24 protein-coding genes, 1 pseudogene and 1 riboswitch are annotated in these 23,704 nt (G+C 36.7%); of the genes and pseudogenes, 4 read left to right on the top strand and 21 right to left on the bottom strand.

All coding sequences use genetic code 11. The features are described 5' to 3' along the window. Positions 1-334: 334 nt before the first annotated feature. On the bottom strand, positions 335-760 hold the full coding sequence (fabZ, locus tag AC2TFD_RS13355) for a 3-hydroxyacyl-ACP dehydratase FabZ (protein ID WP_484675939.1): 426 nt from the start codon (positions 758-760) through the stop codon (positions 335-337). Between the two features lie 300 nt (positions 761-1,060). Here fabZ and AC2TFD_RS13350 point away from each other — a divergent pair, with 300 nt between their 5' ends. Then, complete coding sequence (locus tag AC2TFD_RS13350) at positions 1,061-1,312, top strand: hypothetical protein (protein ID WP_484675938.1); 252 nt, start codon at positions 1,061-1,063, stop codon at positions 1,310-1,312. Between the two features lie 375 nt (positions 1,313-1,687). Further along, entirely contained in the window at positions 1,688-2,326 is a 639-nt protein-coding gene (locus AC2TFD_RS13345) for a DUF2935 domain-containing protein (RefSeq protein WP_484675937.1), read from the top strand. A 462-nt stretch (positions 2,327-2,788) separates the two neighbouring features. Here AC2TFD_RS13345 and AC2TFD_RS13340 read toward each other — a convergent pair whose 3' ends face one another. The 5 genes from AC2TFD_RS13340 to AC2TFD_RS13320 form a co-directional block, all read right to left on the bottom strand. Beyond that, the gene (locus tag AC2TFD_RS13340; protein WP_484675936.1) at positions 2,789-3,661 is read right to left on the bottom strand and encodes a polysaccharide deacetylase family protein; all 873 of its coding nucleotides are present in this window, start codon (positions 3,659-3,661) and stop codon (positions 2,789-2,791) included. 236 nt (positions 3,662-3,897) lie between these two features. Then, positions 3,898-4,590 carry a Type 1 glutamine amidotransferase-like domain-containing protein gene (locus AC2TFD_RS13335; protein WP_484675935.1) on the bottom strand — a complete coding sequence of 231 codons (693 nt, stop codon included), beginning with the start codon at positions 4,588-4,590 and terminating at the stop codon, positions 3,898-3,900. 98 nt (positions 4,591-4,688) lie between these two features. Continuing rightward, positions 4,689-4,961: a DUF2277 domain-containing protein gene (locus AC2TFD_RS13330; RefSeq protein WP_484675934.1), complete on the bottom strand. Its 273-nt coding sequence runs from the start codon at positions 4,959-4,961 to the stop codon at positions 4,689-4,691. A 347-nt stretch (positions 4,962-5,308) separates the two neighbouring features. After that, positions 5,309-6,205, bottom strand: coding sequence for an RCC1 domain-containing protein (locus AC2TFD_RS13325; protein ID WP_484675933.1), 897 nt, complete (start codon positions 6,203-6,205; stop codon positions 5,309-5,311). A 170-nt stretch (positions 6,206-6,375) separates the two neighbouring features. Beyond that, complete coding sequence (locus tag AC2TFD_RS13320) at positions 6,376-7,788, bottom strand: RNA-guided endonuclease InsQ/TnpB family protein (RefSeq protein ID WP_484675932.1); 1,413 nt, start codon at positions 7,786-7,788, stop codon at positions 6,376-6,378. Between the two features lie 447 nt (positions 7,789-8,235). Here AC2TFD_RS13320 and AC2TFD_RS13315 point away from each other — a divergent pair, with 447 nt between their 5' ends. Further along, positions 8,236-9,624 (top strand): M28 family peptidase, encoded by a 1,389-nt coding sequence (locus AC2TFD_RS13315; RefSeq protein WP_484675931.1) that lies wholly within the window; start codon positions 8,236-8,238, stop codon positions 9,622-9,624. Between the two features lie 720 nt (positions 9,625-10,344). On the opposite strand, the gene AC2TFD_RS13310 is transcribed toward AC2TFD_RS13315, so the two are convergent. The 8 genes and pseudogenes from AC2TFD_RS13310 to AC2TFD_RS13275 all read right to left on the bottom strand — a co-directional run bounded on the left by AC2TFD_RS13310 (position 10,345) and on the right by AC2TFD_RS13275 (position 16,205). Then, positions 10,345-10,854, bottom strand: coding sequence for a hypothetical protein (locus AC2TFD_RS13310; RefSeq protein WP_484675930.1), 510 nt, complete (start codon positions 10,852-10,854; stop codon positions 10,345-10,347). A 14-nt stretch (positions 10,855-10,868) separates the two neighbouring features. After that, a complete protein-coding gene (locus tag AC2TFD_RS13305) occupies positions 10,869-11,375 on the bottom strand; it encodes a hypothetical protein (protein WP_484675929.1) in 507 nt (168 codons plus the stop codon). Between the two features lie 154 nt (positions 11,376-11,529). Continuing rightward, positions 11,530-11,793: pseudogene (locus AC2TFD_RS13300) on the bottom strand (DUF2935 domain-containing protein); the annotation flags it as partial. 611 nt (positions 11,794-12,404) lie between these two features. Further along, positions 12,405-12,719 carry a YrdB family protein gene (locus tag AC2TFD_RS13295; RefSeq protein ID WP_484675928.1) on the bottom strand — a complete coding sequence of 105 codons (315 nt, stop codon included), beginning with the start codon at positions 12,717-12,719 and terminating at the stop codon, positions 12,405-12,407. 1,163 nt (positions 12,720-13,882) lie between these two features. Beyond that, on the bottom strand, positions 13,883-13,972 hold the full coding sequence (locus AC2TFD_RS13290) for a hypothetical protein (RefSeq protein WP_484676308.1): 90 nt from the start codon (positions 13,970-13,972) through the stop codon (positions 13,883-13,885). Between the two features lie 221 nt (positions 13,973-14,193). Then, positions 14,194-14,715: a hypothetical protein gene (locus AC2TFD_RS13285; protein ID WP_484675927.1), complete on the bottom strand. Its 522-nt coding sequence runs from the start codon at positions 14,713-14,715 to the stop codon at positions 14,194-14,196. 243 nt (positions 14,716-14,958) lie between these two features. After that, positions 14,959-15,126, bottom strand: coding sequence for a hypothetical protein (locus AC2TFD_RS13280; RefSeq protein ID WP_484675926.1), 168 nt, complete (start codon positions 15,124-15,126; stop codon positions 14,959-14,961). A gap of 176 nt (positions 15,127-15,302) precedes the next feature. After that, positions 15,303-16,205 carry a LysR family transcriptional regulator gene (locus AC2TFD_RS13275; RefSeq protein WP_484675925.1) on the bottom strand — a complete coding sequence of 301 codons (903 nt, stop codon included), beginning with the start codon at positions 16,203-16,205 and terminating at the stop codon, positions 15,303-15,305. Positions 16,206-16,337: 132 nt separating this feature from the next. Here AC2TFD_RS13275 and AC2TFD_RS13270 point away from each other — a divergent pair, with 132 nt between their 5' ends. Beyond that, positions 16,338-17,402 (top strand): YeiH family protein, encoded by a 1,065-nt coding sequence (locus AC2TFD_RS13270; protein ID WP_484675924.1) that lies wholly within the window; start codon positions 16,338-16,340, stop codon positions 17,400-17,402. Between the two features lie 316 nt (positions 17,403-17,718). On the opposite strand, the gene AC2TFD_RS13265 is transcribed toward AC2TFD_RS13270, so the two are convergent. From AC2TFD_RS13265 to AC2TFD_RS13235, 7 genes are all read right to left on the bottom strand, one after another. Further along, on the bottom strand, positions 17,719-18,006 hold the full coding sequence (locus AC2TFD_RS13265; protein ID WP_484675923.1) for a hypothetical protein: 288 nt from the start codon (positions 18,004-18,006) through the stop codon (positions 17,719-17,721). Between the two features lie 11 nt (positions 18,007-18,017). Continuing rightward, positions 18,018-19,766, bottom strand: coding sequence for a beta-N-acetylhexosaminidase (gene nagZ, locus AC2TFD_RS13260; protein ID WP_484675922.1), 1,749 nt, complete (start codon positions 19,764-19,766; stop codon positions 18,018-18,020). An 86-nt stretch (positions 19,767-19,852) separates the two neighbouring features. Beyond that, a complete protein-coding gene (locus tag AC2TFD_RS13255) occupies positions 19,853-20,017 on the bottom strand; it encodes a hypothetical protein (protein ID WP_484675921.1) in 165 nt (54 codons plus the stop codon). Positions 20,018-20,182: 165 nt separating this feature from the next. Then, on the bottom strand, positions 20,183-20,434 hold the full coding sequence (locus AC2TFD_RS13250) for a hypothetical protein (RefSeq protein WP_484675920.1): 252 nt from the start codon (positions 20,432-20,434) through the stop codon (positions 20,183-20,185). A 665-nt stretch (positions 20,435-21,099) separates the two neighbouring features. Continuing rightward, positions 21,100-21,576 (bottom strand): CarD family transcriptional regulator, encoded by a 477-nt coding sequence (locus AC2TFD_RS13245; protein WP_484675919.1) that lies wholly within the window; start codon positions 21,574-21,576, stop codon positions 21,100-21,102. Positions 21,577-21,844: 268 nt separating this feature from the next. Continuing rightward, entirely contained in the window at positions 21,845-22,048 is a 204-nt protein-coding gene (locus AC2TFD_RS13240) for a cold-shock protein (RefSeq protein ID WP_406583809.1), read from the bottom strand. Positions 22,049-22,484: 436 nt separating this feature from the next. After that, entirely contained in the window at positions 22,485-22,805 is a 321-nt protein-coding gene (locus AC2TFD_RS13235; RefSeq protein WP_484675918.1) for a hypothetical protein, read from the bottom strand. Positions 22,806-23,440: 635 nt separating this feature from the next. Continuing rightward, positions 23,441-23,617, top strand: a riboswitch (cobalamin riboswitch). Positions 23,618-23,704 lie beyond the last annotated feature (87 nt).

Below are 23,704 nucleotides of genomic sequence, written 5' to 3'. Positions count from 1 at the left end.
AACAACGAACAAATTAAATAAAGATAATTAAGGAAGAGGAACAAAATTTGCTAGGTTATTCATATCCACCATTTGTAAGCCAGTATCCATTTGGTCCATGAACTTTTAAAATTGCTTTAAAAATTACGAATCAGACGCTCAGAAGCTAATTCTGAGCGTTTTTTGTAATCCGTATTAAGTGTTTTGGAAAGACAGTGACATTCCATCTTGTACTAACCTACTTCGTTTCTTCAATAAGAAAAGGGATCCTTCGTTAATGAAGCATCGTACCTGATAGTTGAGAAAGACACCCTTTTTCCAACAATTTGAATAGCATTTTAGAAATCAATAGCTTTTAATTACCAAATGCAAATATTAATTCTGTTTCGCAAACTAATTCTCCATCAACTGTAGCTGTACCTTTGCCTTTTCCAATTGGACCTTTTAAGCGAGTTATTTCAACCTCAAGACGAAGTTGGTCTCCTGGTTTTACTTGCTGTTTAAAACGGCATTTATCTATACCTGCTAAAAGCCCTAATCTTCCTTGATTTCCTTCTTTAGTTAACATCACAACTGCACTTACTTGAGCCAATGCTTCTACAATTAATACACCTGGCATAACAGGATAATCGGGGAAGTGTCCGTTAAAAAAATCCTCATTCACACTCACATTTTTTATACCAACTGCTCTTTTTCCTTCTTCTAATTCCAAAATTCTATCCACTAACAGAAATGGATAACGATGTCTAATAACTTCCTTAATTTTTTGAGTATCTAACATCATTAAAGCCCCCGTATCCATAATATTTAAAAAATCTATTTATTTTATTTTATCACTTGGTATTAATAGTTTGTACTAAAAGAAAGAGCTTCCTTTAACCCTACTGCTTATTTAGTTCAATAACACAAGCTACCTTTGATGGCAGATCGAACTTCCACTTTTACACCCTCGTTAATGAAGGAATACATAGTACCATAAAAACTGAAAATAATAGCATTGAGGTGATGTTTTTATTTTTGTTCTTTTCTTAAAGTAAGGAACGTTCAGGGCATATCTCTAAATGTAAAAGGAGTTGAAGTAATGGAAAACATCGCCAATACTATTCATATAGGTGAATTAATAGCTGTCTCTAAGGTTTTTCAACTAAATCCTTTTCGAATGATAACATTAATAGAAAATGATTTAATGGAAGTATTCGAAACTAAAGAGGCCTTTTTAGCAAAATATGGAATCAAGGAAACTTATGAAGAATTAGAAAATTGGTGTGAGTTAAACAATGGGAAGATTTTTACTAAACCGAAAGTTGGCAGTGAGTATAATAGCAGTCAATGACGCATGTCCTTCAACAATCACACCCCCATTTGTAAAGGAGATATTTTACAAACTTTTCCTCTGCAACTCAAATCCATTTTTTTAAGATACCGTGGGGATACCGTGGGGACGGTTCTCTTGGTCCATTTTTCTAACTTGTACCATAAGAACCGTCCCTCTGGAGTTCGCATTCAACCGCCGTAAACTGAACCGTTAGCCCCCCTACTCGTTTGGTTGATTATTGTCCCCAACAATTTTTTGCTAATCTTAACGCCAATTATAATTTTAGTAAAGAACGCACAATGCGAATATAATGCATTGATGAGATTTCAGCAAACCTTGAGAAGCTCTTTATTAGAAATATCAGGTTTTATCATCGGGAGTCGTGTGGGGGCTATGGGTTATACTGATAAGTATGAAAGAGACGCCTATGGGATTATTGCCTTTTGGTTGCGGAATGATTATGATCACGGTAGATTTTTCGACAGAGAAATTAGCCATTATGAAACTGAACTAGCTCGTGCAAACCAAAATGACATTCAGCGCTTGGGAGCTATATGGAAGAAGGCAGAAGCGAAACAAGGGGACCTTGGTACATTGATAAATGAGGCTCAACATGCTACACGGGAATTTCACAGTTTACTCGCCTATACAATGGATAAATCTTTGCGCTGTGAAGTAATTATTTCAACACCAGTATCACTTATCGACCATATGGTACGGGAGTCTGAGGAGTCCCAAAAAGTCTTTAAATTAATGGAAAGTGGCGGTCAAGTTACACCGGCAGATGCAACCATACATGAAACCGTTTTTTGGTTGAGACAAATGACAGATCATCTAGGCTATATACGTCATTATTCAGATGTATCGAATTATGAAGTGAACTTTCAAGTAACAAATATGATGCAAAAATTTGAGCGGCTATTAATGCAGGCAACCGCACTAAAAACAATGATACGAAAACCACGCAATGCAATGCTGCCAGTTTTAGATCATTTCAAACAAATGATTATTAAAGAAGCCCAGAGCCTATAGAAGTTTAAATTGGAACTAGATGACCTCATCAACAATGTGCACTCGCTACAACTTCGCCTCCAGATTTGTTAGAACATATTGCAAAGGAAGCTCATCACCTTTGGAGGAATCTAGAGGAGGGGATTATAACATAATATACCTAAGCCAGGGAAAATCACCCGGCTATTTAATTTGATTTATTTACAACCTTATGAAATAAAAGTACATAGGCGTAAATCCCTTCTAAATTCCGAAGACTCTAAATATGAGGGTCCGAAAAGGCTTTGTATATTGCAGTAATTACATGAAGATAAAACTTCTAATTAATTTGATTTTTAGTTGCAGTTTATTGTTAACAGGGTTTAGTAAGTCTGAGGAAATAGAGATATCCTCCCTTGTTAGGTTAAGGTTTTTTCACTCATATAGTTAGACCCCCCTTATTTGAACGGTTCTTCAATATCAGTTAGCCTTACAGCTAACTGATTAATTTATGCGCTTTTCACTCATAAGTTCACTAACCGTACCGAGTTTGTATCCCTTTGCTTTAATATCCGTTATCATGGTCTCCATTCCTTCAGCGGTAGGCTTTGTAGGATGCATTAGAACCATTGTGCCATTTTCCACCTTCGACACAACCCTATTAACCATTTCCGATGTTGCAGGCTTTCTCCAATCGACCGTATCGACTGTCCATAGAATCGTTTTCATAACAAGTCGGTTAGCTACTTGAATCGTTACCTGATTAAAACTTCCACTTGGTGGGGCAAACCACTTTGGTGTTATACCAAGGGTTTCCCTAATGACATCATTGGTCATTTTCAATTCTTTCATAGTTTCAGGCTCAGAACGCTGTTGAAGATTAGGATGACTATAAGCATGGTTGCCGATTTCATGACCAGCGTCCTTAATCGTCTTAGCTAGACCAGGGTTCTTTTTAACCCAACTTCCATCAAAGAAAAATGTTGCCTTAGTTTGATGGTCATTTAAAACCTTCAGAATTTTTAGGATGTATTCGTTACCCCAGGCGACATTGATTAGAAAAGCCACCATAGGTTTTTGCGGATTACCCCTATAAATCGGTTCGGGAGCTAAATCTTCCAAATGGACGCTAGGTGGTATTTCTTTATAGATAACCTTGTTTTTATCAAATTCACCACTGATCTTCATTTTTTTATAACTAGCTTTCATATTCACCCGCAACCCATTGTAACCCGGTATTGCTTTCCATACTCTATCGATCTTTGCATCAATCGGTTCAATTTTAATCTGTTCGTTGAATGCCTCAATTTTTTTGTATAGAACATCTTTATTAACTTCCGACGAAGTGACATCTTTATTATTTGGCTCTGCTGGCATAGATTTATGCGGGGGAATAGAGAACCCTGATGTTAACACTAGCATACTTGAAAGCAATAAAAGATGCTTTAGGTATTGTCTGATTTAAAATCCCTCATTTTTAAATTTTGATGATAGTAGGTTTCCCATTAGCTTAGGAAACTATGCTGCATGAAGTTTCAAGACAATAGCAAATCTCATACATCCCCTGACTTCATTACCAGATACCGTGGGGACGGTTCTCATGGTACAATTTCCTAACTTGTACCATGAGAACCGTCCCTCTGGAGAAACAGTTTCCAATGCCCTTCGGAGACAACTTCGACCTCTCCGTCGATCACTTTGATCGCGGTTTGATCATCCATTGCATACGCCGGCCCCTGCATCCCGGCGGCCCATCTCTCTGCATTAGCCATCGTGTTATGCGGCAGCATATCGTGATCCAAATGTGGGAACATTGCAAAATCAACAAGTCCCAGCGTTTCATCACCACCGTTGGGTGGAGTCCAACCAACGAAGAAGTTCCCAATGTTAGGTGCCATCACCATGCTCCCAGCACTCATTCCCACATAGACTGCGTGCAGCGACGGCAAGAGGTCTGCCAGCCCGGATTGACGCATCCAATGGCTCAAATAGAGCGCATCTCCGCCCGACACCAGCAGGACGTCCGTCTCCCGGACCAGCGGCACCCAGCGGTCTTCGTCGATGCTTGGCAGCGCTGTGAGCTCCAAAATGCCGACAGACTTCCAGCCCAGGTTGACCATGGGATTCTCTTCTTTCCCGGTGATGAACTCCCAGGCTTTGACGCCGGGTCCAACCCAAGGGTGTCCGTACATCGCGGTGGGGATGCAAAGGGCGTTGGAGTCGGAGATTGGCTTGCCCAGCATGTCAACCAGCGCGTCATGTATGCTTTTGTTATTGATGCCTGCAGATGTAAGTAGTAATTTCATAATCTCAACTCCTTGTCGTTACAAGCTACTATTTTTTAGTGATTTAAGCACTGGTTAAAGGCCTATCCATCAAACACTTTTTTCTATTTTTTAGTCCTCTAATTTGTTCCATACCTTTTAGCTGCTCTAGTACGAGCACGCTCAGCTTCGACCTCCCGATTCCGTGGCTCAGTACTCGTTACTAGTGTGTTTAATAGTTCTCTAGAAACCATTGCAATCTCATTGACTGCACTTATAAACGCCTCCTCATTTGCCATTGAGGGCTTGTTATAACCCGTTATCTTTCTGACGTACTGAAGAGATGCTGCATGAATCTCTTCTTCGGTAGCTGGTGGGTCGAAATTAAATAATGTTCGAATGTTTCGGCACATAACTTACTCTAACTCCTTTTTGTTTTCATAATTGTAGGTTTTAAAAAAAGATTGATTAAATTTAGGGAATATAAAAACTCATCTTTTCGAACAAAAATTGGTCAAAACAATGGCTCTTTTTATTTTTAGAATTACCATTGATGGAAAATTCCACTCCATACCTAACACCACTTTTAAATAAATGCTAAGGTATTTATTCTCCATTGTTTTTAACCGTACCTTCTTTCACTAATCTGAATCCGTTACTTTAATAAGAAATGCGATCCTTCGTTATTGAAGAAGCGCACCCTTTAAATTGAATAAGGAACTATTATTATTAGTGGTCACTGAATCCCTTTACAAAAAAACTAAATTCCGAGGACTTGGATGCCACACCACCCATTTACATCGCATTGGCCATATTCGTTACCACCTACGGACACCAACGTGCCGTCAGTTTTAAGTCCAATGGTATGAGTGCACCCTGCCGCAACTGCTACTATATCGCACCAGTCACTTACATTGCATTGACCATACTCATTCCAGCCAACAGCCACAACGGTTCCGTCAGATTTAAGTCCAACGGTATGTTTACTACCCGCCGCTATCGCCACAATCCCACGCCAGCAACTCATATCGCATTGTCCTACCTTATTTTGACCCACAGCAACCGTCGTACCATCCAATTTAAGACCAACAGTATGAAGATAGCCCGCCGCTACCGCTTCTATTTCGCACCAGTCGTTTACTTTGCATTGACAATACCTGTTATTTCCCACAGACGTAACTGTTCCATCCGATTTAAGCCCGATGGTATGCCAGTCACCCGCAGCGACTGCCACTATATCATGCCAGCCACTTACATTACATTCACCATCGTTATTTCTACCCACAGCAATCACTGAACCATCCGATTTAAGTCCAATGGTATGACGCCAGCCCGCTGCTACCGCTACAATATCGTACCAGTCGTTTACATCGCATTGGTCATGCTTATTCCAACCTACTGCTACCACAGTGCCGTCAGATTTAAGCCCGATGGTATGAGCATTACCTGTGTTTGTCGCCTTATGAACATTACCAGCCGCAACCTCCACAATATCACACCAATTACTTACATTACATTGTCCATAGTTATTATCACCAACAGCCATCACCGTTCCATCATTTTTAAGACCAACTGAATGACGACGACCCGCTGCTATGGTATTTTTAGTCCACTGTTTCACCTTTAATGCTGATTCTTTTGGCGGAATATCATCCATGTTGTTTTACCTCCTAGAAAACAAGACCAATTTTTATTATTATCACTTTCTACTTGTTATACTAACCTGATTCTATGAGTATCCCCATAGCTAAAGCAAGGGGTTTCGTAAGAATAGTCTTTAAAAGCACCATTGTCTTTACGTGGGCTACCACAAGTCCCGCTACTACATCAGGCCGAAGCCTTCAGCTTTGCATGTCTTTTTTTCATGATGTAGATTTTCTGTGGCGCTTGAAGGAATTGCCTTCTTTCTAGTCCTTCAAATGCATTCTTTACATGTTTACGTATGATATTATAGGCGCCATTTACATCTGCGTGGATTAGAACTTTTGAGCCCTTAATTTTGTAAAAGGCTCTAGTGCTTCGATACCCACTAAAAATAGTTTCGTGTTCATCTCCGAAAGTTGGGATGGGGTCATTATCCAAGAAACTGGACTTGGAAGTATAGCTTTCTTCCCTATCAATGACTTGAACACCTTTGCGTTTGGCTTTGTATCGAATCATTTCAATGAAAGTCACATGGGGAATTTGGATGAAGGTTTGCTTATTTGCCTTTTGCATAGGGACCTCCAATTTCCAGCCAACATTCCTTCCAATGATGATGGTATCGATGTTTCTTTCTAGTGCAATTTCCACCACTTTAGCACTAGCCTTATGCAAAAAATCCATGACTCGGATATTTCTTTTTCGATTCAACGAATCCAATCGGTTAGTGGTAAAGATTCCTTCTTGTGGACCTTTGCCATTTCGTATGATACTCGTGTATTTCGCTTTTAACTTGTTGTAATATTGATTGATGGATTTTAACCCTGTGCCCTTGATAATTAGAGGCTTAAGCCCCGTATTATCGCCGATAGTTGCCAGGTTATCCACTCCTAAATCAATACCCATTACTTGTTTCGGTTCAAATACAATTTCATTAAATTGCTTTTCAGACCTTTCAATTTCCTTGTCTTGTTTACCTTTAAAAACAACTTCCAAAACATATCGTCCATAGGACGGAACAATTCGAACCTGTTGAAGCTTCCCTTTGGATTGAGCGACCTTTCCCAAATTTAATGCAAGTTTGTTTCCTGGTAATTTAAGAACATTTCCATCTTTAATTTTGGTTATTTGATTGGTTAAATAACATGTCGTGCGTCCATTCTTCTTTTTGTACCTTGGTATCTTTGGTTTTCCAGTAAAGCTGGCTGGATTGATTTTATATTTCTTAGAGGCTTCGAAGAAACTTTTCCAATCATCATATACTTTTTTCATTGTTTGTTGATTGGACTGGGAGGGCATAGAAGAGTAATCTACTTGTTTCATCACTTTAAATAGGGCTTCAACAAAGCCATATCCAATAAATGATTTCTCATGATGGGGCATTTCAAATGGCTTAAAGGTTGGATCAATTTTTTTGCCATTTTTGTCTACTTTCTTAGGCTTTGCCTTCGCTTTTTCATAGCTTTTCTTGCGAATCTTATTCATTTTAGGTAAATGTGTTTCAATATCCATTAGAACCTGAAGTTGATTTTCATTTCTCACTTCCTTTTTTAGTGCTGAGAAAACTTGTCTAATATAGAAATTGGTAATGTTGTACAAGTTTTTCGCTTTATAACAGAGATAATCACAGTAATCACATGCATTCACCCTCTCATAAAGAACAAGTGTTCTATTTATACTTCCATTATACCAAATAGTTTCATACAATGTATAGCGAGAACACGTACTTTATCCTAAAAAAATGACAAAATACAGCTTATATCCCCATATCTAAAGCTAGGGGTTTTACGCTGCTTATTGATAAGTGTTCAACTATATTATTTGTCTAAATCAATTTCATATTAATTTACTATAATATAGGTCTTTTCTACCTAAATAACTAAATATAATATATTTTTACGTCGAATCCTGTCTAAATGTTAGTAATTTTCTAACTTCTTTTATTTCCAATATTAACCTATCATTGAATGTAATTGTGTCTTGGGCACATGCTAGTTTGCTAGATACATAATAGAACGGCAAACAATAACTTTTAGGAGGATGGTTATGGTAGTTAAAAGAAAAGGATCAAAGGTGTTTGCTTCACTCTTAGCAGTATCCATTGCATTTGGGTCAGTTGGGTATGCTTCAGCAGAAAGCACAAACGGAAAATCCTCTTATGCACATGATCAAAAGGTTGTGGCAAGAGTCGATGCAAATAGGGCAATTGAACACGTCCGATATTTATCTGATGAAATAGGGACACGGCCTGGGGGGCTTGATGCAGAAAAACAATCAGCAGATTATATTGCAAAAACCTTAAAGGGATATGGATACGATGTAGAATATCAGTATTTTCCTGTTGCTGATCAGTATATTGCTAATGTTGCCTTTGCTGATGGAAGTACGTGGGAAATGGCTGCTGCTCCAAATGGAAAAGTAAGTACTGAGGCTGTAAATGGTCAGGTTTTATATGTTGATGGAGGAACGAACCTAAGCGATTTCCCTGCCGAAGCAAAAGGGAAAATTATTGTTATGCCTCGTGCGGCTAGTACTGTCGATTATCGGACGCAGGTAGACAATGCTGTTAATGCAGGGGCTAAAGGAGTTATTTTGCAAAGCCTTGTCGGTAGTCGTGGTAACTATGGCCAAACCTTTAATCCAAATTTAACGACAAAATATGATGTTCCGGTATTTGGTTCAGCCTTTATCCAGGGAGAATGGCTAAAGGAGCAGGCAGCAAAAGGACCAGTTGAAATCAGCCTTACTGCAAAACAGTATTCCAACCTTCAATCAGTGAACGTAATAGCCACAAAGGCTCCGATAACTAAGACTACAAATACAAAACAAGTAATTCTTGGGGCCCATCATGATAGTGTCGTCGGCGCATTTGGTGCAAATGATAATGCTTCTGGTGTAGGATTAATGCTTGAGCTTGCCAGGGTTTATAAAGGATACAACACAGAAAAAGAGTTGAAATTTATAGCTTTTGGTTCTGAAGAGCGTGGATTACTTGGATCACGATATTATGTTAATCAATTGACGCAGGAACAAAAAGATAGCATTGAAGCTGTATTTGTTCCTGATATGGTGGCTACCAATTATGATAAAGCAAAAAACCTTTATGCGATGACACCAGATGGTAGTACCAATTTGGTTACTGACTCAACCATTGCTGCAGGTGCCCGTTTAGGTAATTCTGATATCCTGCCAGGAAAATTTGGCTCAAGTGACCATGTACCTTTCCATAACGCCGGTATACCTGCTGCCTTATTTATTTGGATGGGTATCGACAGTTGGGACCCACTTGTTTACCATATTGAGAAAGTTTACCATACTCCACAAGATACCATTGCTGATAATATTTCGGCAGAAAGAATGAAGTCAGCACTAGATATTATTGGTGCTGGACTGTTTTCAACCGTAAGAAAAGATGTACCTGGCCTAAATAAGTAAAAGATAAGAAAAAGCGACACGGAGTTTTGAACTGTTACTCTAAATATGGATAATTTTAAAAAAGAACCTATGCTGCTAACAGATTCCCTCGGTATTGAACCGAGGGCATCTGTTTTAATCCCCACTGTTAACGATCATTAAGATTTACAACAATACATTCTCTAAATAAAGCCCGCCTCATTCGTTTATAGCCATAGTTAGGCTGTAATTTATGGCTAAAATTATGTTCCTTTAACAATTAATCCTCATCCATACGAATAGACCGTTTAGAACGACTATTACGCCATTTGCAGCCCTTGGGTGCTCGCTCTTCCTAATGCTTTTTGTTTAGGTGTCTAGACTTTTATCGGCAAAAAAGAGGGATACTACGGCTAACGGGTTCCGTTTCCTATCGCAAAATCGAAAATTTACAGCTAAATATGTAAAGGAACAAAGGAAATTTTCCAAAAGTCCATTTTAGTATTCAAAGCGTACTTATGAAAAACGGACCAAAGTTCAATGGGGCTTCTCCCCCAAAACTTTAGTGTGGATTTTTTTATACCACCACCAAGTATATTTCTGTGCTATGTAACATTAATCAATCAGAGGAAATGTTAAGAATGCCATTTGGAATAATGTCTTATTGGTTGGTTTAATTTTAAAGAAATAAGGACCTTTATCGGGTCCTTAGCTTTTGATAAATTATTAAACATAATTCTTTAACCCAGTCTTAAACAAAACTTAGGATTTAGGCAATGTGATTGATTGTTTCACTTTATTCTGGATCGAATTGAACGTATCTCTTCCAAAAAAAGCTTCCGCTTTACTTTTTATTTCTTTTAGCATTACATCATTTTCAGCTAACGTTTCTCTAATTTTTTGTATAAGTAGTAAGGCATTTTGACCAGAAATTTGTTGGGCTACCCTTTCGAGTAGAACCTTGGTATCAACTGAGAATCTTTCCGCAAAACTATGACACATTGCCATATTTATCCGAAGTGCCTCATGATATTCGTTTTCAAATGCTCTCCTTATACACCCTCTAACACCTGCGTATCCATATGAAATTTCCGATGCAGCTCTGTAAAATAAGATCATTCCATCTGCATGACTTGATTCTGGATTTAATCGAAGTTCGGTTATTAATGACATTAATCTTCGTACCATTGGTCTTGCCGCATCCATTGTATGCCACCATTCCAGTAACCGCTGCCTCTCGTCCGTATCCATTAGCAATGGTTTATTTGGCACTTTTCCCTCTCCTCTCAAAGTCGTGGGATTGCTTGAATATTTTCGATACGAGAATGTATTTCATACCATTTATCACCCAGTAACTCTTGACTTAATCTAATTGCTTCTCCTATCGTTGTACCTATTTGTTTGTTTAAATATCGGCTTTGCTCGACTAAATAATATACATCTTGAGGTGCCCCATTTACTGCTAATTCAAAATTCGGACTTAATTGTACTTCACTAATTCTCAATGTATCAAGATCAAAAACAAGCATTTCATATGCAAGGGAAATAAATTCTCCCATTCGTAGCCGATTAATGGTTCCCTGTACTGAATCAAAACCATAGCCAATATCAGCAACTGACGCATGGTAAGGATTAAGACCAGGTTTTGTTCTCAAGGAGGGAATGGATCGAAAACCTGTGGTAATCGAGCAGACCACCTCTTTTGCAGCCATTCCTCTTTCTAATACAGTAGATATGGCTTCAAGATAAGAATCTCTTTGATAGAAGTTATGCCCTTTAAAAGTATATGTCATAATTTTCTCTCCTAATAAATTCTAAACTTTTAAATATATCTATTAGGTAATATGAAGACATGCCAGTTTAAATTAATTTCAATTTTGCATTTTATTTTTAAGACCACTATTGTAATTGATTTTCCTTAAATTTATTATTTTAGTGATTTAATTTTAAGTCAAGCCAAGCTTGCTTAAATGCACGAATTTCTTTAGCTGCACTTTCACTATCTTTGTTCATTTTCCCTAAAATTGGGGAGGTAGGTTGTTTGTGGTATAACATCGATTCTACATCTCTTGCTTGATCTAAATGTGTATCAAAATTATCACTAAATTTTAAAGCTGTTTTTATTAAATTTCTTTCTAACTGGTCAAACAACGACGCGATAAAACGTAAGTACTCCTTCATAATTAGTAGCCAAAACCTATTTTCATTTAGAGATCATTCTATATACAATTGTTCGATAAGCGATTTAGGTCTTGCGGCAAACGTTCCAGGTGCAGCTAACATTTAATTATACAGCTCATACTTACATGACCAGGTAATTGAGGCTGATTTTGAATGGTTAACCTCCTTCATGATGACTTTATTACTAATGATATTTACATAATAATGAGATTATGCTTTGGACGGGAACGATCTCCTATGTATTTCATTGAGGAATACAAAAAAACACCCTAAAAAAGATAGGGTAGCAAAAAGTTGGAAGGAGGATATTTTACTATTATTATATTAGATTCTATTCCTGGCATATGTACAATAGCTGAGCAAATTCTATCCGAAATTGGAACTGATGATAAAAAAAACAGTTTACAAGTGCAGCTCAGATGTACTCCTGGCTGGCTTGGTTCGTGGACAAAACGAAAGTGCTGGCAAAAGGAAATCAGCGAAACAAGTACTTGAGATCAGCATTAACTGAAACAGTTCATTCAGTAAGAGGATTTAAAAACTATTAATCAATGCACTCTTTTGTGAAATAAAAAAAGAGTTGATGGACGTCCTTTTATACAGAAGTGAACCCCCCTATCGTTTATAAGAACACTTTTATACTATATATCCATAAAATGAATAAGTATTGATACTCCAAAAGCTATAATGCAATATATTAATGCTAAGTACGTATGTCCCAGACTATATAGGATATAGCTTGCTACTGAAAATAGGAATAACTCTAAAATAGAGCCATAAAAACCTTGAAGTTTATAAGGTGCATTTGGGGAACCTAACAAAGCCCAAATTACCGCTACTACTAAGGGAACTCCAATAGCTCCAATAATTTTCCCTTGCTGAAACCCCCAGATTCCGAAAATGATTAGAGTTAATATTTCGCAAATAAATCTACTTGCCATTATAAATAGTATCATTACCAACCTCCTAAAATCCGGCTATTTTTCTACAAGAGACACGTTTCTAATTTATACAAGTTCTAAATCCGCTAACCTGCTTCTTTGATTCACAAAGAAAAAGCGTTCTGATCTCTTACTGGAAACGCATCGTTTAAAAAAAATAGCTATCACACTTTCTTCTTAATCAAATTTATTACATAGTAAATTTGTGAAATTATATACGAAAGTAGAATAATAATTATTGTTCCTATTGTGTAAACTGCTTCCTCTACTGGATTGCCCCCACCTATAAATACGGAACTAAATATGAACAAGAGAATTACACAACACATTTCAGTTATGAAGAAGATACTAATATATTGTGACATATTATCTCACCTACCTATACAACAAAATTGCCTTCTCTTTAATATATTGTACGTCCTATCATTTATTTCCTGCTTCTTCCACTAACCTGCAAGTTAGCTCAATATCAAAAAAGGATCGCCGCAGCAATCCTTTTTCCTCCACTATTGCACCCCGTTAAGTACATTTTTTCACAAACTTAATTTCAACTTAAAATAAATATCCAAATATTTTAGATTTAACAACCAACCTTATCATTTTTTGTAAGACGATTTGTATATCAAAATGGGGGTCAATTGCAGGGGTACAACAGCCATTGTAGTCTTACAAATTAGGGTGCATTTTCTATACAAATTTTAGGGTAATTTTTCCGCACAAATAGCTTTACATCATTTTGGCACTCATTTTAAGTAACATTTTTAAGGTTTGAGATAGGTAACGGAACCCGTTATGCTATGGCGTCCCTCTTTTACATATCTATTCATACCAATTCTAAAAAGGAACAGATCGTTAATATCCCTTTATCAAAGTTTTCTAAGTAAAATGTTCATTCGGAGCATGGAGATTTTCATCCGGTAAACCGAATCCCATTAAGACGACAGGAGAATTTATGGTATGTTGAAATCCGATACAATCGGAATCGAACCCCCTTCTCTTTTATAAAACAGGTGATGCGCCATAAACCTTTTCATAGGCTTCAGCCACTTTTTGAATCATCAGATGATCGATTGGTGTTAAGAATTACCTGTATCTTGAAGTGTCACTTTTACACTGCATTCTTTTGGTGCTTGTTCTTCTAAATGCTTTTTGATTAAGCCCTGGATTTTCCCTGGATTTTAATTGTTGACTAAACGGCAGGTGATTTTGACATGTGCCTCGTTTGGAATGGCAGTTTTTGTACCTTCCCCCTGAAATCCACCCCATATGCAGTTTAATTCTAATGAAGGCCGAGGACTGATTTTCTCAGGATATGGGTAATTATTTTCCCCACCTGTTAATTCCGTAAATCCTAACGTTATTTAGCTTTTCTTCATCAAATCCCAGTGTTTAAATTTGTTCCTTCTCACCCGAATCTATATTTTTATAAAAAATAGGCTAGAATGTCGTGACATGACACTCTAGCCAGGTTAGGCTACCTTTATTTCAATTAATGTAATTCATAAAATCCCACTGAATATCCACCAACATCAGTACCAGAAGAACTTAACATATAATTTTTACCAGTAACGTCAGATACTGCTTTGGCCACTTCTTGAGGATTGTTGGTGATAATTAAATAGTTAACATTGGTAGGATTATAATAGTCAGCGTCAACATCCCATAACATCATATTTAAAGAATATTCATCCAACCATTTCATTTGCGAATTGCTATCCGTTAAAGCATATCCACCTTTACCCACTAGGTAGTTAGATAAGCCTTCTTTAATGTTAATTAAAGGTGGAACTACATTTTCTGGTGGAATCTTTTTAACTTGTCCATACCCTTTTCCCTTACCACCATATTCTTTACCAATTGCTTTACCTTTATTAGCCTTGTTAGGTACATCAGATACGTTAGTTAGGTTATTAGCTGCGTTATTATCTTTGATTTGTTGTCGATTTGTTCCACTATCATTACATCCGGTAAGTACTAATACAAGAACTAGTCCAAGTCCAAGTAATTTCATTTTTGATTACCTCCTAAGGTGTTTATTTTAGTATCTGTTTTAGATTAAAGATTTAATTACGAAAACTTACCATGTATTCCTTCGATAATAGATTTTGATAATGTTTATAAAAAATAAAAAGAGTGACTATTTTAGCCACTCTCCAAACGATGTTCAATTATTCATTAACATAAACTCTACTGTGTCTGGTCTTTTTTCATCTAACCTGATCTATGTAAGAAACTTTGACGTTGTCCCTATAAATCAAGAAAATAAATCTGGTTTTTCTTTTAGTAAATGATTCAACAGGTCTGTCATTTTTACTGTGTCACATACACTTACTGTTGCCTCGCCAAATCGTCCTTTGTACATAACTTGATTTTTTAGAAAAATCTCTTCAACTCGATTGTATTTTTTCAGAGGTATGACCAATATGTCTTCCTTACGGTAAGTGAGTCTCTACATTAACAAATTCGAAAATATTGCGGAAGAGAACTGGTTGGAGCCTAGCACTTTTATTTGCCTCCTATAGCTGAGATAGGAAGTAGCTCAAAACAGTCTTAATGTACAAATATAATTTGGAGCAGAAAAACCATCCCCATGAATCTCTAAAATCTGTTCTTTCTCGGGTCGCTTAAGTATGTTAATAGTATTTCTATAAATGTCTGTAATGCCTTTGTTTGATAGGTGGCAGGGGTTAGGATGGAGAAATTGCGTTTAAAAGGGAGTCCATTTACGTGAATGATGCCAATGTAACCGTTTGTCAGCTCCTTCTTAATTGCCCAACTTGATAACAAACTAATGCCTAGACCAGCTTCAACCGATTCCTTGATAACTTGGGTGCTGCCGAATTCCATGACGTTTTTCGGGGTGAAATCATATCTCCGAAACAGATTTTCAGCAGCTTCCCTCGTACCAGAGCCCTCTTCCCTCAGAATCCATGTTTCTTCCTCCAAATCAGATATTCTTATTTCCCTCTTTACACTCAGAAGAGGATGAAGAGGTGAGGCCACAATAACCATTTTATCCTTAGAAACCACTTTGGAATTAAGTGTAGCTTTTTCATAAAATCCTTCAATGATGCCAATGTCTAACTGATGTTTTTTTACTAGGTCAATGATCTCCTTTGTATTTTGAATCTTGATTGACGGATGAATTAGGGGATATTGCTCCTTCATTTTGGCAATAATATGCGGCAGGATATACTCCCCAAACGTGTAGCTAGCCCCAATCGCAATGGTCCCGCCTGCCTTATTTGTCAGGTCATAGACCAATGTCTGCATTTTGGTATAAAGTGTAATAATTTCCTTTGCATGGTGAAAAACAATCTCCCCCGCCTTATTTAGGCGGACATACTTATTATTCCTTTCCAGGAGCCTTGAGCCAATTGATTGTTCTAACTGTTTGATATACTGGCTAACCGCAGGCTGGGTCATATGCAGCTCCTCTGCTGCTTTTGAAAAATTCTCCTTCTCCACCACTTTAATAAACACTTCTAACTGTTGGTCCATCATCTGCCCCCTTATTCAAAATAATCAATGTATATGATTTTACTTATCATTTCTATTATATATAATTATTTTTCTTATACACTAATTGAAAGTATTATTAAATTATAAAATGAATAAATTTAGGTGATTAGAATGGAAAGTCAAAGTGCTAGAGTTTTACCTTTGAGCAAACAGGACCAGCAACTGCAAAAAAAAACTGAACCAAAACCTTCTGCTCATTTATTATTGCTAGGGGGAATAGCTTTTACCAGCGTAATTGCAGTGTTCGGTTTTGCCCTAGCGAAAGTCTCTGGATTTGATCGTGTAGGACCGCTTGCCTGTTCAATCGTGATTGCGGTTATTTACCGGCAATTTTTCGGTTATCCGGAAAAGATTCGCGCAGGAATTCAATTTTCCGCCAAACACTTTTTAAGATTTGCGATTATTTTATACGGGTTAAAGTTAAACATTGACGTGGTGCTTCATCAAGGGATAGGGTTGATTGCACGTGATATCGGTGTCATTGCTTTTGCGATATTGTTTACAGTATGGCTAGGAAAATTACTGAAAGCGGAATCCTCCCTTGTACTTATGCTTGGTGTTGGTACCGGTGTTTGCGGGGCTGCAGCGATTGCAGCCGTTTCCCCGATTATCAAGGCAAGAGATGAAGATACAGCCATCGGTATAGGAATTATTGCACTGGTGGGGACGATTTTTTCGATAACCTACACAATCTTAAGACCATTTCTACCGTTATCGGCGATTGAATATGGAATCTGGAGCGGAATCAGCCTTCACGAAATCGCTCATGTTGCCTTAGCAGGGGCACCCGCAGGCCCAGATGGCCTGGCCATTGCCCTGCTGGCCAAATTAGGTCGTGTACTACTACTTGTTCCATTGTGTTTTATTCTAATGTATTGGGTGAAAAAACGTAGTTCAGGAAAGTCAGCAGACACTACAATTGAATTCCCTTGGTTTCTCATCGGCTTTATCTTGATGAGTTTGTTCGGAAGCTATATCCTTGGCAAATCAATCCCTGTTTCAAAAGTGGCCATGGATGGGATTTCAACAGCAACCACATTTATCTTAACTTCCGCCATGGTCGGTCTCGGTTTAAATGTCAGCCTTCACGATCTCCGGACCAAAGCAGGACGGCCGCTGATAGCTATGATGATTACATCCGTCATCCTTTCCATTGTTTCATATTTTATTGTGTAAAGAGTGAAAAGTGATAGTGCAATGTGCATCTTAATTTAAGTTACTATTGAAGAAGAATTTCCCGCTCAACAAGTTGAATATCATATATATCTTAATCACAACATTTTTACTTAGCGCCCTCACAGCAAAAAGAGGGATTCTATGCAATCCCTCTCCATTACCTAGCTATTCAGATGAGGTCTAAAAAGGAACAAATCGTTAAAATCCCTATATCAAAATTTTCTAAGTTAAAATATTCATTCGGAGCATGGAGATTTTCATCTGGCAAACCGAATCCCAATAAGACAACAGGAGAATTAAGGTTATGGTTGAAATCTTATACAATCGGAATCGAGCCCCCTTCTCTTTTATAAACAGGTGCTCTTCCATAAACCTGTTCATAGGCTTGAGCCGCTTTTTTTATCATGGGATCATCAATTGGTGTTAAGAATGGATTGCACGTATCTTGAAGTGTTACTTTAACACTGCATCCTTTTGGTGCCTTTTCTTCTAGTTGCTTTTTGATTAAGCCCTTTAGGGAAACCTCAAGAGCAAACAGTCCTCTTAAAGTATACGTATTCGCGGGAACTCCTCTATCCCACATATCAGAATCGGATATAACCACTTCATAACAGGCTAATTTTTCTTTAAATAAGTATTCAGAAGACTATTGATTGAGTGATTTATTTTATTTATGTTAGGATTTTCTACTTCCGTATCGTTAATGCTATATTTCCTTTTTAGTTTAATAATTCTTTCTATACTTTCATTTAATCTTTGATCGGAAATTTCCCCATTTTCAACAGCAGTCTTTAAAGAGGAGGTAATCTTAACAATATTATTATAGTCATGTCCTACTAAAATAATATCGCTTCCCGCCTTTACGGATTCAACTGCTGCTTTACCAATATCAAAATGTTCTATAATGGCTCCCATTGTCATATCGTCGGTTATGATTACTCCCGTGAAACTAAGTTGATTTCTAAGAAGATCCGTCATGACAGCTTTTGACATGGACGCTGGATTGATTTTATCCAATTCAGGCAATAAGATATGTGCGACCATCACAACATCTGCTCCATCATTAATCGCATGTTCAAACGGAATTAACTCTAGTTCTTTAAGTTCCTTAAGGCTTTTATTAACAATTGGGAGTTCCAAATGGGAATCAACCGATGTATCTCCATGTCCAGGAAAATGCTTGATTGTAGGGATGACATTTTGCGACTGAATCCCTTTCATCGTTTGTATGCCAAGTGTACTTACTACTTCCGAATTGTTCCCAAATGATCGATCCCCGATAACAGGGTTACCAGGATTGCTGTTAATATCAAGAACAGGTGCAAAATCGAGATTTAATCCAAAATCTTTTAATTCACGACCTAATAGTGTTCCGACTTTATATGAAAACTCAGGATCTTTTACCTTTCCAATCTGATTATTTGTAGGAAAGTTAACAAGACCTCCTGGCAACCTTGTTACGCTTCCTCCTTCTTGGTCAACGCCTAAAAAAAGCGGTAGATTCGAACTATTTCCAGCCTTCAGCTGATTCACAAGTTGAACGGTTTGTTCAGGGGTTTCAAAATTATTTTTGTAAAAAATAATTCCTCCGACATGGAATTGGCTTAGTAATTTTTTTGCATTTGTATCCATAGTGGTCCCGGAAATCCCCGCAACAATCATCTGCCCTATTTTATCTTCTAAGTTCATTTTAGAAATTATTTCTTTAATGGATTGATTTTCTTGTTGATTCGGTATTTTTTCAAGCTTTGTATAGAGTGAAATATGGTCAACTTTAGGATTTTGCTCCTGTTCAGTTTTTACTGGTAAAACCCATAATAAATCAGTAGAAGTGGTTCCCTGATAAACAAGGATCATTTGGTCATGCGTTGAATCTTTATAGTATCGAATATCATCGGGTTCTCCACCAGTTTTCTTAATATTATTTAAAGAAATATTTTGTAATTCAGAATCATAAGATCGTATATCATTTACAGTCTGATCCACAAAGCCGATTGTAGAATGATGACTTTCGTATTCCTCATACCTGCCTTTAGCAGTTTCCGAAATATGGTCTGATTTTCCCCACTCTTTGTTTACTTCCTTCCATTCTGTTTTACCGGAAACAAAGGGAATGTTCGGAACCTTACCTACCTTAGATAAGGTAAATGTTTCTTCTACTAATTTCTCAATTTTTGAATTCTGATCATTCTTTGAATCCACTGTATTATCAGATGGCTTAGTTATATTTGGGCTTTCTTTAACTGGTGTCTGTTCACGATTATTTTCTTTGATTGCATAATAAACTCCAATGATTAAGGCAAACATTAAAAGTAGAATCGTAAAAATACGTAGCTTATTTCGAGAAGCCCTTTTTCTTTTCATTTTCCAATTCCCCTTTCTACCTGTATCATTACACCGTAAAAACCCTGTTATTCCAAAAATGATACCACCTACTATGATATCAAACATCACATACTAATCCTTCCAATGATTGTATAGGATGACTGGATGATAAGCCAGTCTAGATTGCTTAGTTGGGGATCAAAATAGGCTGTTCCTGGAATGTCTAAATTAAATGCTTCCAATGACCGTTTAATAATTTGCTCCATTGTTCGATTGTTACTTTCCTCCATTTCGTTGTGTTATTCATCCTCTATATCGAAAAACTTTTTATATTAAAAGTTTTCTTTTAAGGATTCAATACTTGGATACAACATATGAAGAAGGTATCAAAGGAACCTTCAGATGGAATAGGATATACCCATCTAATTAGGATTACATTGCCTTATGAAAAAGTGTTATTGATGATGAAAAAGTAGAGACGCTTCAATATTTTTAGTCTCAGGTCCTTCTCGTAAAACTGATTTCGCATTATATTCTTTCTGATAAATTTCCGTTGCATGCATTACCACCCATGTTTCTAATGTCCCATATATAAACATTTTCGTTGCCTGATCTTTAATCTCTACTTCTTTCCCTTTTTCTATAATATTAGCTGCAGATACATTTCCAGGACTTCCTATATAAAAAAAACTACTCTTCTGTCCCAATTTCAAGGTACACGAAAAGTAGTTTAAATTTTAACCATGGGGACGGTTCTGGTGGCACATTTTGGAAATTTTCAAAAAAAGGTCACTGACACTCTTAAATTTCTTTTCAACTCTTTCGCATAAGGTACCTTAAGAATATCAAATTGTACGCGTTGGCCTTCATCAAATGATTTAAAGCCATCACCAGTAATCTTTACTATTGTTATTTAAATAAAATAAAAAATAGTTTCCATGTCTGGAAACATTTTTGTAGTTGACCATATGGTGTTACCAATTCGTTTTTTCTCTTTTACGTAAAGAAATAAACAATTACTATTCACTGTCTCAGATTGTTTTTTCTTCTAGAAATAATGACTTAAATAATATATTGTATACCTAAAACAATGAAAGCCCTACCTCTCTTTCATCCTTACGGCTCCTTGTCCGTGCCAGTGTGAATCAGGATTGCTAAAATCAAGTGACTATTTTATCGAGTTATTTGATGAAACTTCAAACGTTTGGTAAAAGAAATTTAAATAATAATAATAATGGATTAGATTGTAGAAATAACAAAAGAGGTTAATGATCTAAAGTGAGTTGGAGAAGTTGAATGTCTTTGAAATGATTTACTTTTAATAATAATTCAGGATATTTTCGAGAGATGTAATACATTATCTAAATTAACCTTAACAGAAACTTTTTATTTGATTTTCAGTAATCCCTTTAATTAATCCCAGTTCACTAATCAAAAATTCACGCGCGTTATCTAGCATTTTTTTTTCGCTTGAATTAAGTGCTTTTTCTTTCTTCATACGAATTAAATCACGTACAACTTCAGTACATTCTTGTATTTTACCCGTTTTTATTTTGTCCGTGTTCACTTTATACCTTTGTTTCCACGGCAGTAATCTATCTGATTCTCCATGATGAAAAATGTTTATGATGTGTTTTAATGCAATTATATCAGTAACAGGGCGTATATTTGAACTCAATATTTTACCCGTAGGAATCATGACTTGCATATTACCGATTAACATTTTTATGACATAATACTGTTGTTTTTCCCCTGAAATTTCCTTTTCTTCTATGGCTTTAATTATACCTACTCCGTGCATTGGATAAACAATGTTATCGCCAATTTGAAACAAATAATCCACCTCCATATATGGTAACATTCTTTACCTTAACATATATATTATTTTTTATCAAATTTTCAATTTTATCATAAATTTATTTTAAGTGTCAACTACTTTTTCTTTAGAAATCAGAAAAAACAATAGGAATCGTGTCGGATTACCAATAAAGGGAAGGTTGATTTTCCCGCTTTACTGTTTTCATGTTCCCTACTCCTTTACAAGTGGGGGTTCTTTGTTTCACAGAAAAAGAAAAGCAGACTCCCATAAAAGAGCCTGCCATCCCTGCTTTGTAAAATTATGCAGCTTTACGTACGTTTGAAGCTTGAGGTCCACGTTGGCCTTGCTCCACATCAAAAGTCACTGCTTGACCTTCTTCTAAAGTTTTGTAACCTTCGCCTTGAATCGCTGAGAAATGAACGAATACATCGTCTCCACCTTCACGTTCGATGAATCCGAAGCCTTTTTCGCCATTAAACCATTTAACATTACCTTTTTCCATTTGTATTGCCTCCTAGTGTGTAAACACACACAATGTAATACTATCCCTGCTCCCAGTGATCAACAAGATGAAAAGTAACAAATCCTTTACACCGAACAAAAATAATTCTTTTTAAACATAACATTTTTTGTAAGAAATGTAAAGATACAGAAAAAATTCATTGAGCTCACTATTTCTTTTTGAAAATCATTGCCGTATATTTTGTATCAGGATTCACTCCATATTCTGTGTGCATGCTTACAATCTAATAGTTACTAAAGAATCTCCTTAGAATCATAAGAAGTTTCTTCCATTTTCAATAACGTGTTATCTTCTTTTATAATAAAAATGCTGCCATTATGCATCAACCTGACCACCGTTCATATAGGATCTATTATAATTTTAAAAACGAATTAAACTTGCTTCGCAGTACAATTCAAAAAGCAGAGACCGCCATTTATTTAATAAATCCACTAAGGTATTGGTAAAGCTCTTCTAGTTCTTTTTCTTTTGCCACAATACAATTCGGATATTGTTTTATTTCTGCTACGCTTGTTAGTTTAAAATCGTTTGGAGTTGGCAGTCCTGAAGCACAAATCACCATATAATCGGCAAAGTAAATCAAGCCTGTTACAGCTGATATTTTAATGGTCATTTGGCCCATAGCTCTTCCCGCAAACAGCCCTTTCATGGCACTTTTCCCACCGGATCTTTCAATAACAATTTGATTTTCATCTACCATTACAACTGTTCCTGATTTTAAATCAAATGTTTTCATGTCTTATCGCCTCCACCTTAACTAGATACAATGCTTTATCCTCTACTTCGTTAATCAACTACTCAATCAATACTTCTACCGTTTGTTTGAAAAGAGAAAGGTCGGTTTTAGGTGTTAGAGGAATTATACGAATACTTCTCCCCCTTTCACTTCAATGTCCTGTATCTCATGATAATATCAATAGTTGTATTTTTACCACATCTGATTTTTCTATGTTTAAAAAATACAAGGATTATTCCATTATTTCAGATTCGGATTCTGACAAAATATATTCTGTATGATTATCAGTTCACAAACCTTCTAGCTTCATGTGTTCGTTAATTTCAGGAAGAGCTTCTTCCGAAAGCTGGTGACAAAGTGCTTCAATTATAATATCTTGATGATCCAGTTCTTTTGCAGAACGGTAGGCTTCTCTTAGAACTTGGACCGCAAAGTCTGATTTAATGTTTTCAACGATTTAAGCAGCATAAATAATGGTATTATCCTTCCTAAGATAGCTTCCTTTACCACCTCATCCGATTGGAAATTGGTTAACGTTACGGACAGTTCCTCTAACAAACTGTCATCCTCTTTAAGAAACCTTCCTCTTCCAATTGACTTAAGGAGAGGTCTTTGCTATTTTAAGTTTAAGTGAAAAATACATATAAGTAGTAGGTGCCCTTTGGGGAGAATAGGGAATGGAGTGAGAATCTTCAGCGGTCCCACCACTGTAATGGGGAGTTTCATTAGAAATGCCACTGGAGTTATCTCTGGGAAGGCCTGATGAAGTGACGATCCTAAGCCAGGAGACCTGCCTATCTGCTTTGACTCTTATAGATAATGGAAAAGTCTGTAGTTTATTTGTTAATCAAATAAACTACAGACTTTTTTTGTTGAATAGGGTCTTAAAAAGAAAGGAG

The organism is Neobacillus sp. plas4 (genome assembly GCF_057221695.1).
Note: the sequence above shows the minus strand (reverse complement) of the source record. Positions and strands in the feature narration are given on the sequence as shown.

Excerpts from the sequence above, each read along its gene's own strand:
- AC2TFD_RS13325 (WP_484675933.1), bottom strand. The coding sequence starts at position 6,205 with ATGGATGATATTCCGCCAAAAGAATCAGCATTAAAGGTGAAACAGTGG.
- AC2TFD_RS13270 (WP_484675924.1), top strand. The coding sequence starts at position 16,338 with ATGGAAAGTCAAAGTGCTAGAGTTTTACCTTTGAGCAAACAGGACCAG.
- AC2TFD_RS13240 (WP_406583809.1), bottom strand. The coding sequence starts at position 22,048 with ATGGAAAAAGGTAATGTTAAATGGTTTAATGGCGAAAAAGGCTTCGGA.
- nagZ (WP_484675922.1), bottom strand. The coding sequence starts at position 19,766 with ATGAAAAGAAAAAGGGCTTCTCGAAATAAGCTACGTATTTTTACGATT.
- AC2TFD_RS13245 (WP_484675919.1), bottom strand. The coding sequence starts at position 21,576 with ATGGAGGTGGATTATTTGTTTCAAATTGGCGATAACATTGTTTATCCA.
- AC2TFD_RS13345 (WP_484675937.1), top strand. The coding sequence starts at position 1,688 with ATGGGTTATACTGATAAGTATGAAAGAGACGCCTATGGGATTATTGCC.
- AC2TFD_RS13295 (WP_484675928.1), bottom strand. The coding sequence starts at position 12,719 with ATGATACTATTTATAATGGCAAGTAGATTTATTTGCGAAATATTAACT.
- AC2TFD_RS13335 (WP_484675935.1), bottom strand. The coding sequence starts at position 4,590 with ATGAAATTACTACTTACATCTGCAGGCATCAATAACAAAAGCATACAT.
- AC2TFD_RS13330 (WP_484675934.1), bottom strand. The coding sequence starts at position 4,961 with ATGTGCCGAAACATTCGAACATTATTTAATTTCGACCCACCAGCTACC.
- AC2TFD_RS13285 (WP_484675927.1), bottom strand. The coding sequence starts at position 14,715 with ATGAAATTACTTGGACTTGGACTAGTTCTTGTATTAGTACTTACCGGA.
- AC2TFD_RS13255 (WP_484675921.1), bottom strand. The coding sequence starts at position 20,017 with ATGGAGGAAAGTAACAATCGAACAATGGAGCAAATTATTAAACGGTCA.
- AC2TFD_RS13350 (WP_484675938.1), top strand. The coding sequence starts at position 1,061 with ATGGAAAACATCGCCAATACTATTCATATAGGTGAATTAATAGCTGTC.
- AC2TFD_RS13275 (WP_484675925.1), bottom strand. The coding sequence starts at position 16,205 with ATGGACCAACAGTTAGAAGTGTTTATTAAAGTGGTGGAGAAGGAGAAT.
- AC2TFD_RS13315 (WP_484675931.1), top strand. The coding sequence starts at position 8,236 with ATGGTAGTTAAAAGAAAAGGATCAAAGGTGTTTGCTTCACTCTTAGCA.
- AC2TFD_RS13340 (WP_484675936.1), bottom strand. The coding sequence starts at position 3,661 with ATGCCAGCAGAGCCAAATAATAAAGATGTCACTTCGTCGGAAGTTAAT.
- AC2TFD_RS13235 (WP_484675918.1), bottom strand. The coding sequence starts at position 22,805 with ATGAAAACATTTGATTTAAAATCAGGAACAGTTGTAATGGTAGATGAA.
- AC2TFD_RS13305 (WP_484675929.1), bottom strand. The coding sequence starts at position 11,375 with ATGACATATACTTTTAAAGGGCATAACTTCTATCAAAGAGATTCTTAT.
- fabZ (WP_484675939.1), bottom strand. The coding sequence starts at position 760 with ATGTTAGATACTCAAAAAATTAAGGAAGTTATTAGACATCGTTATCCA.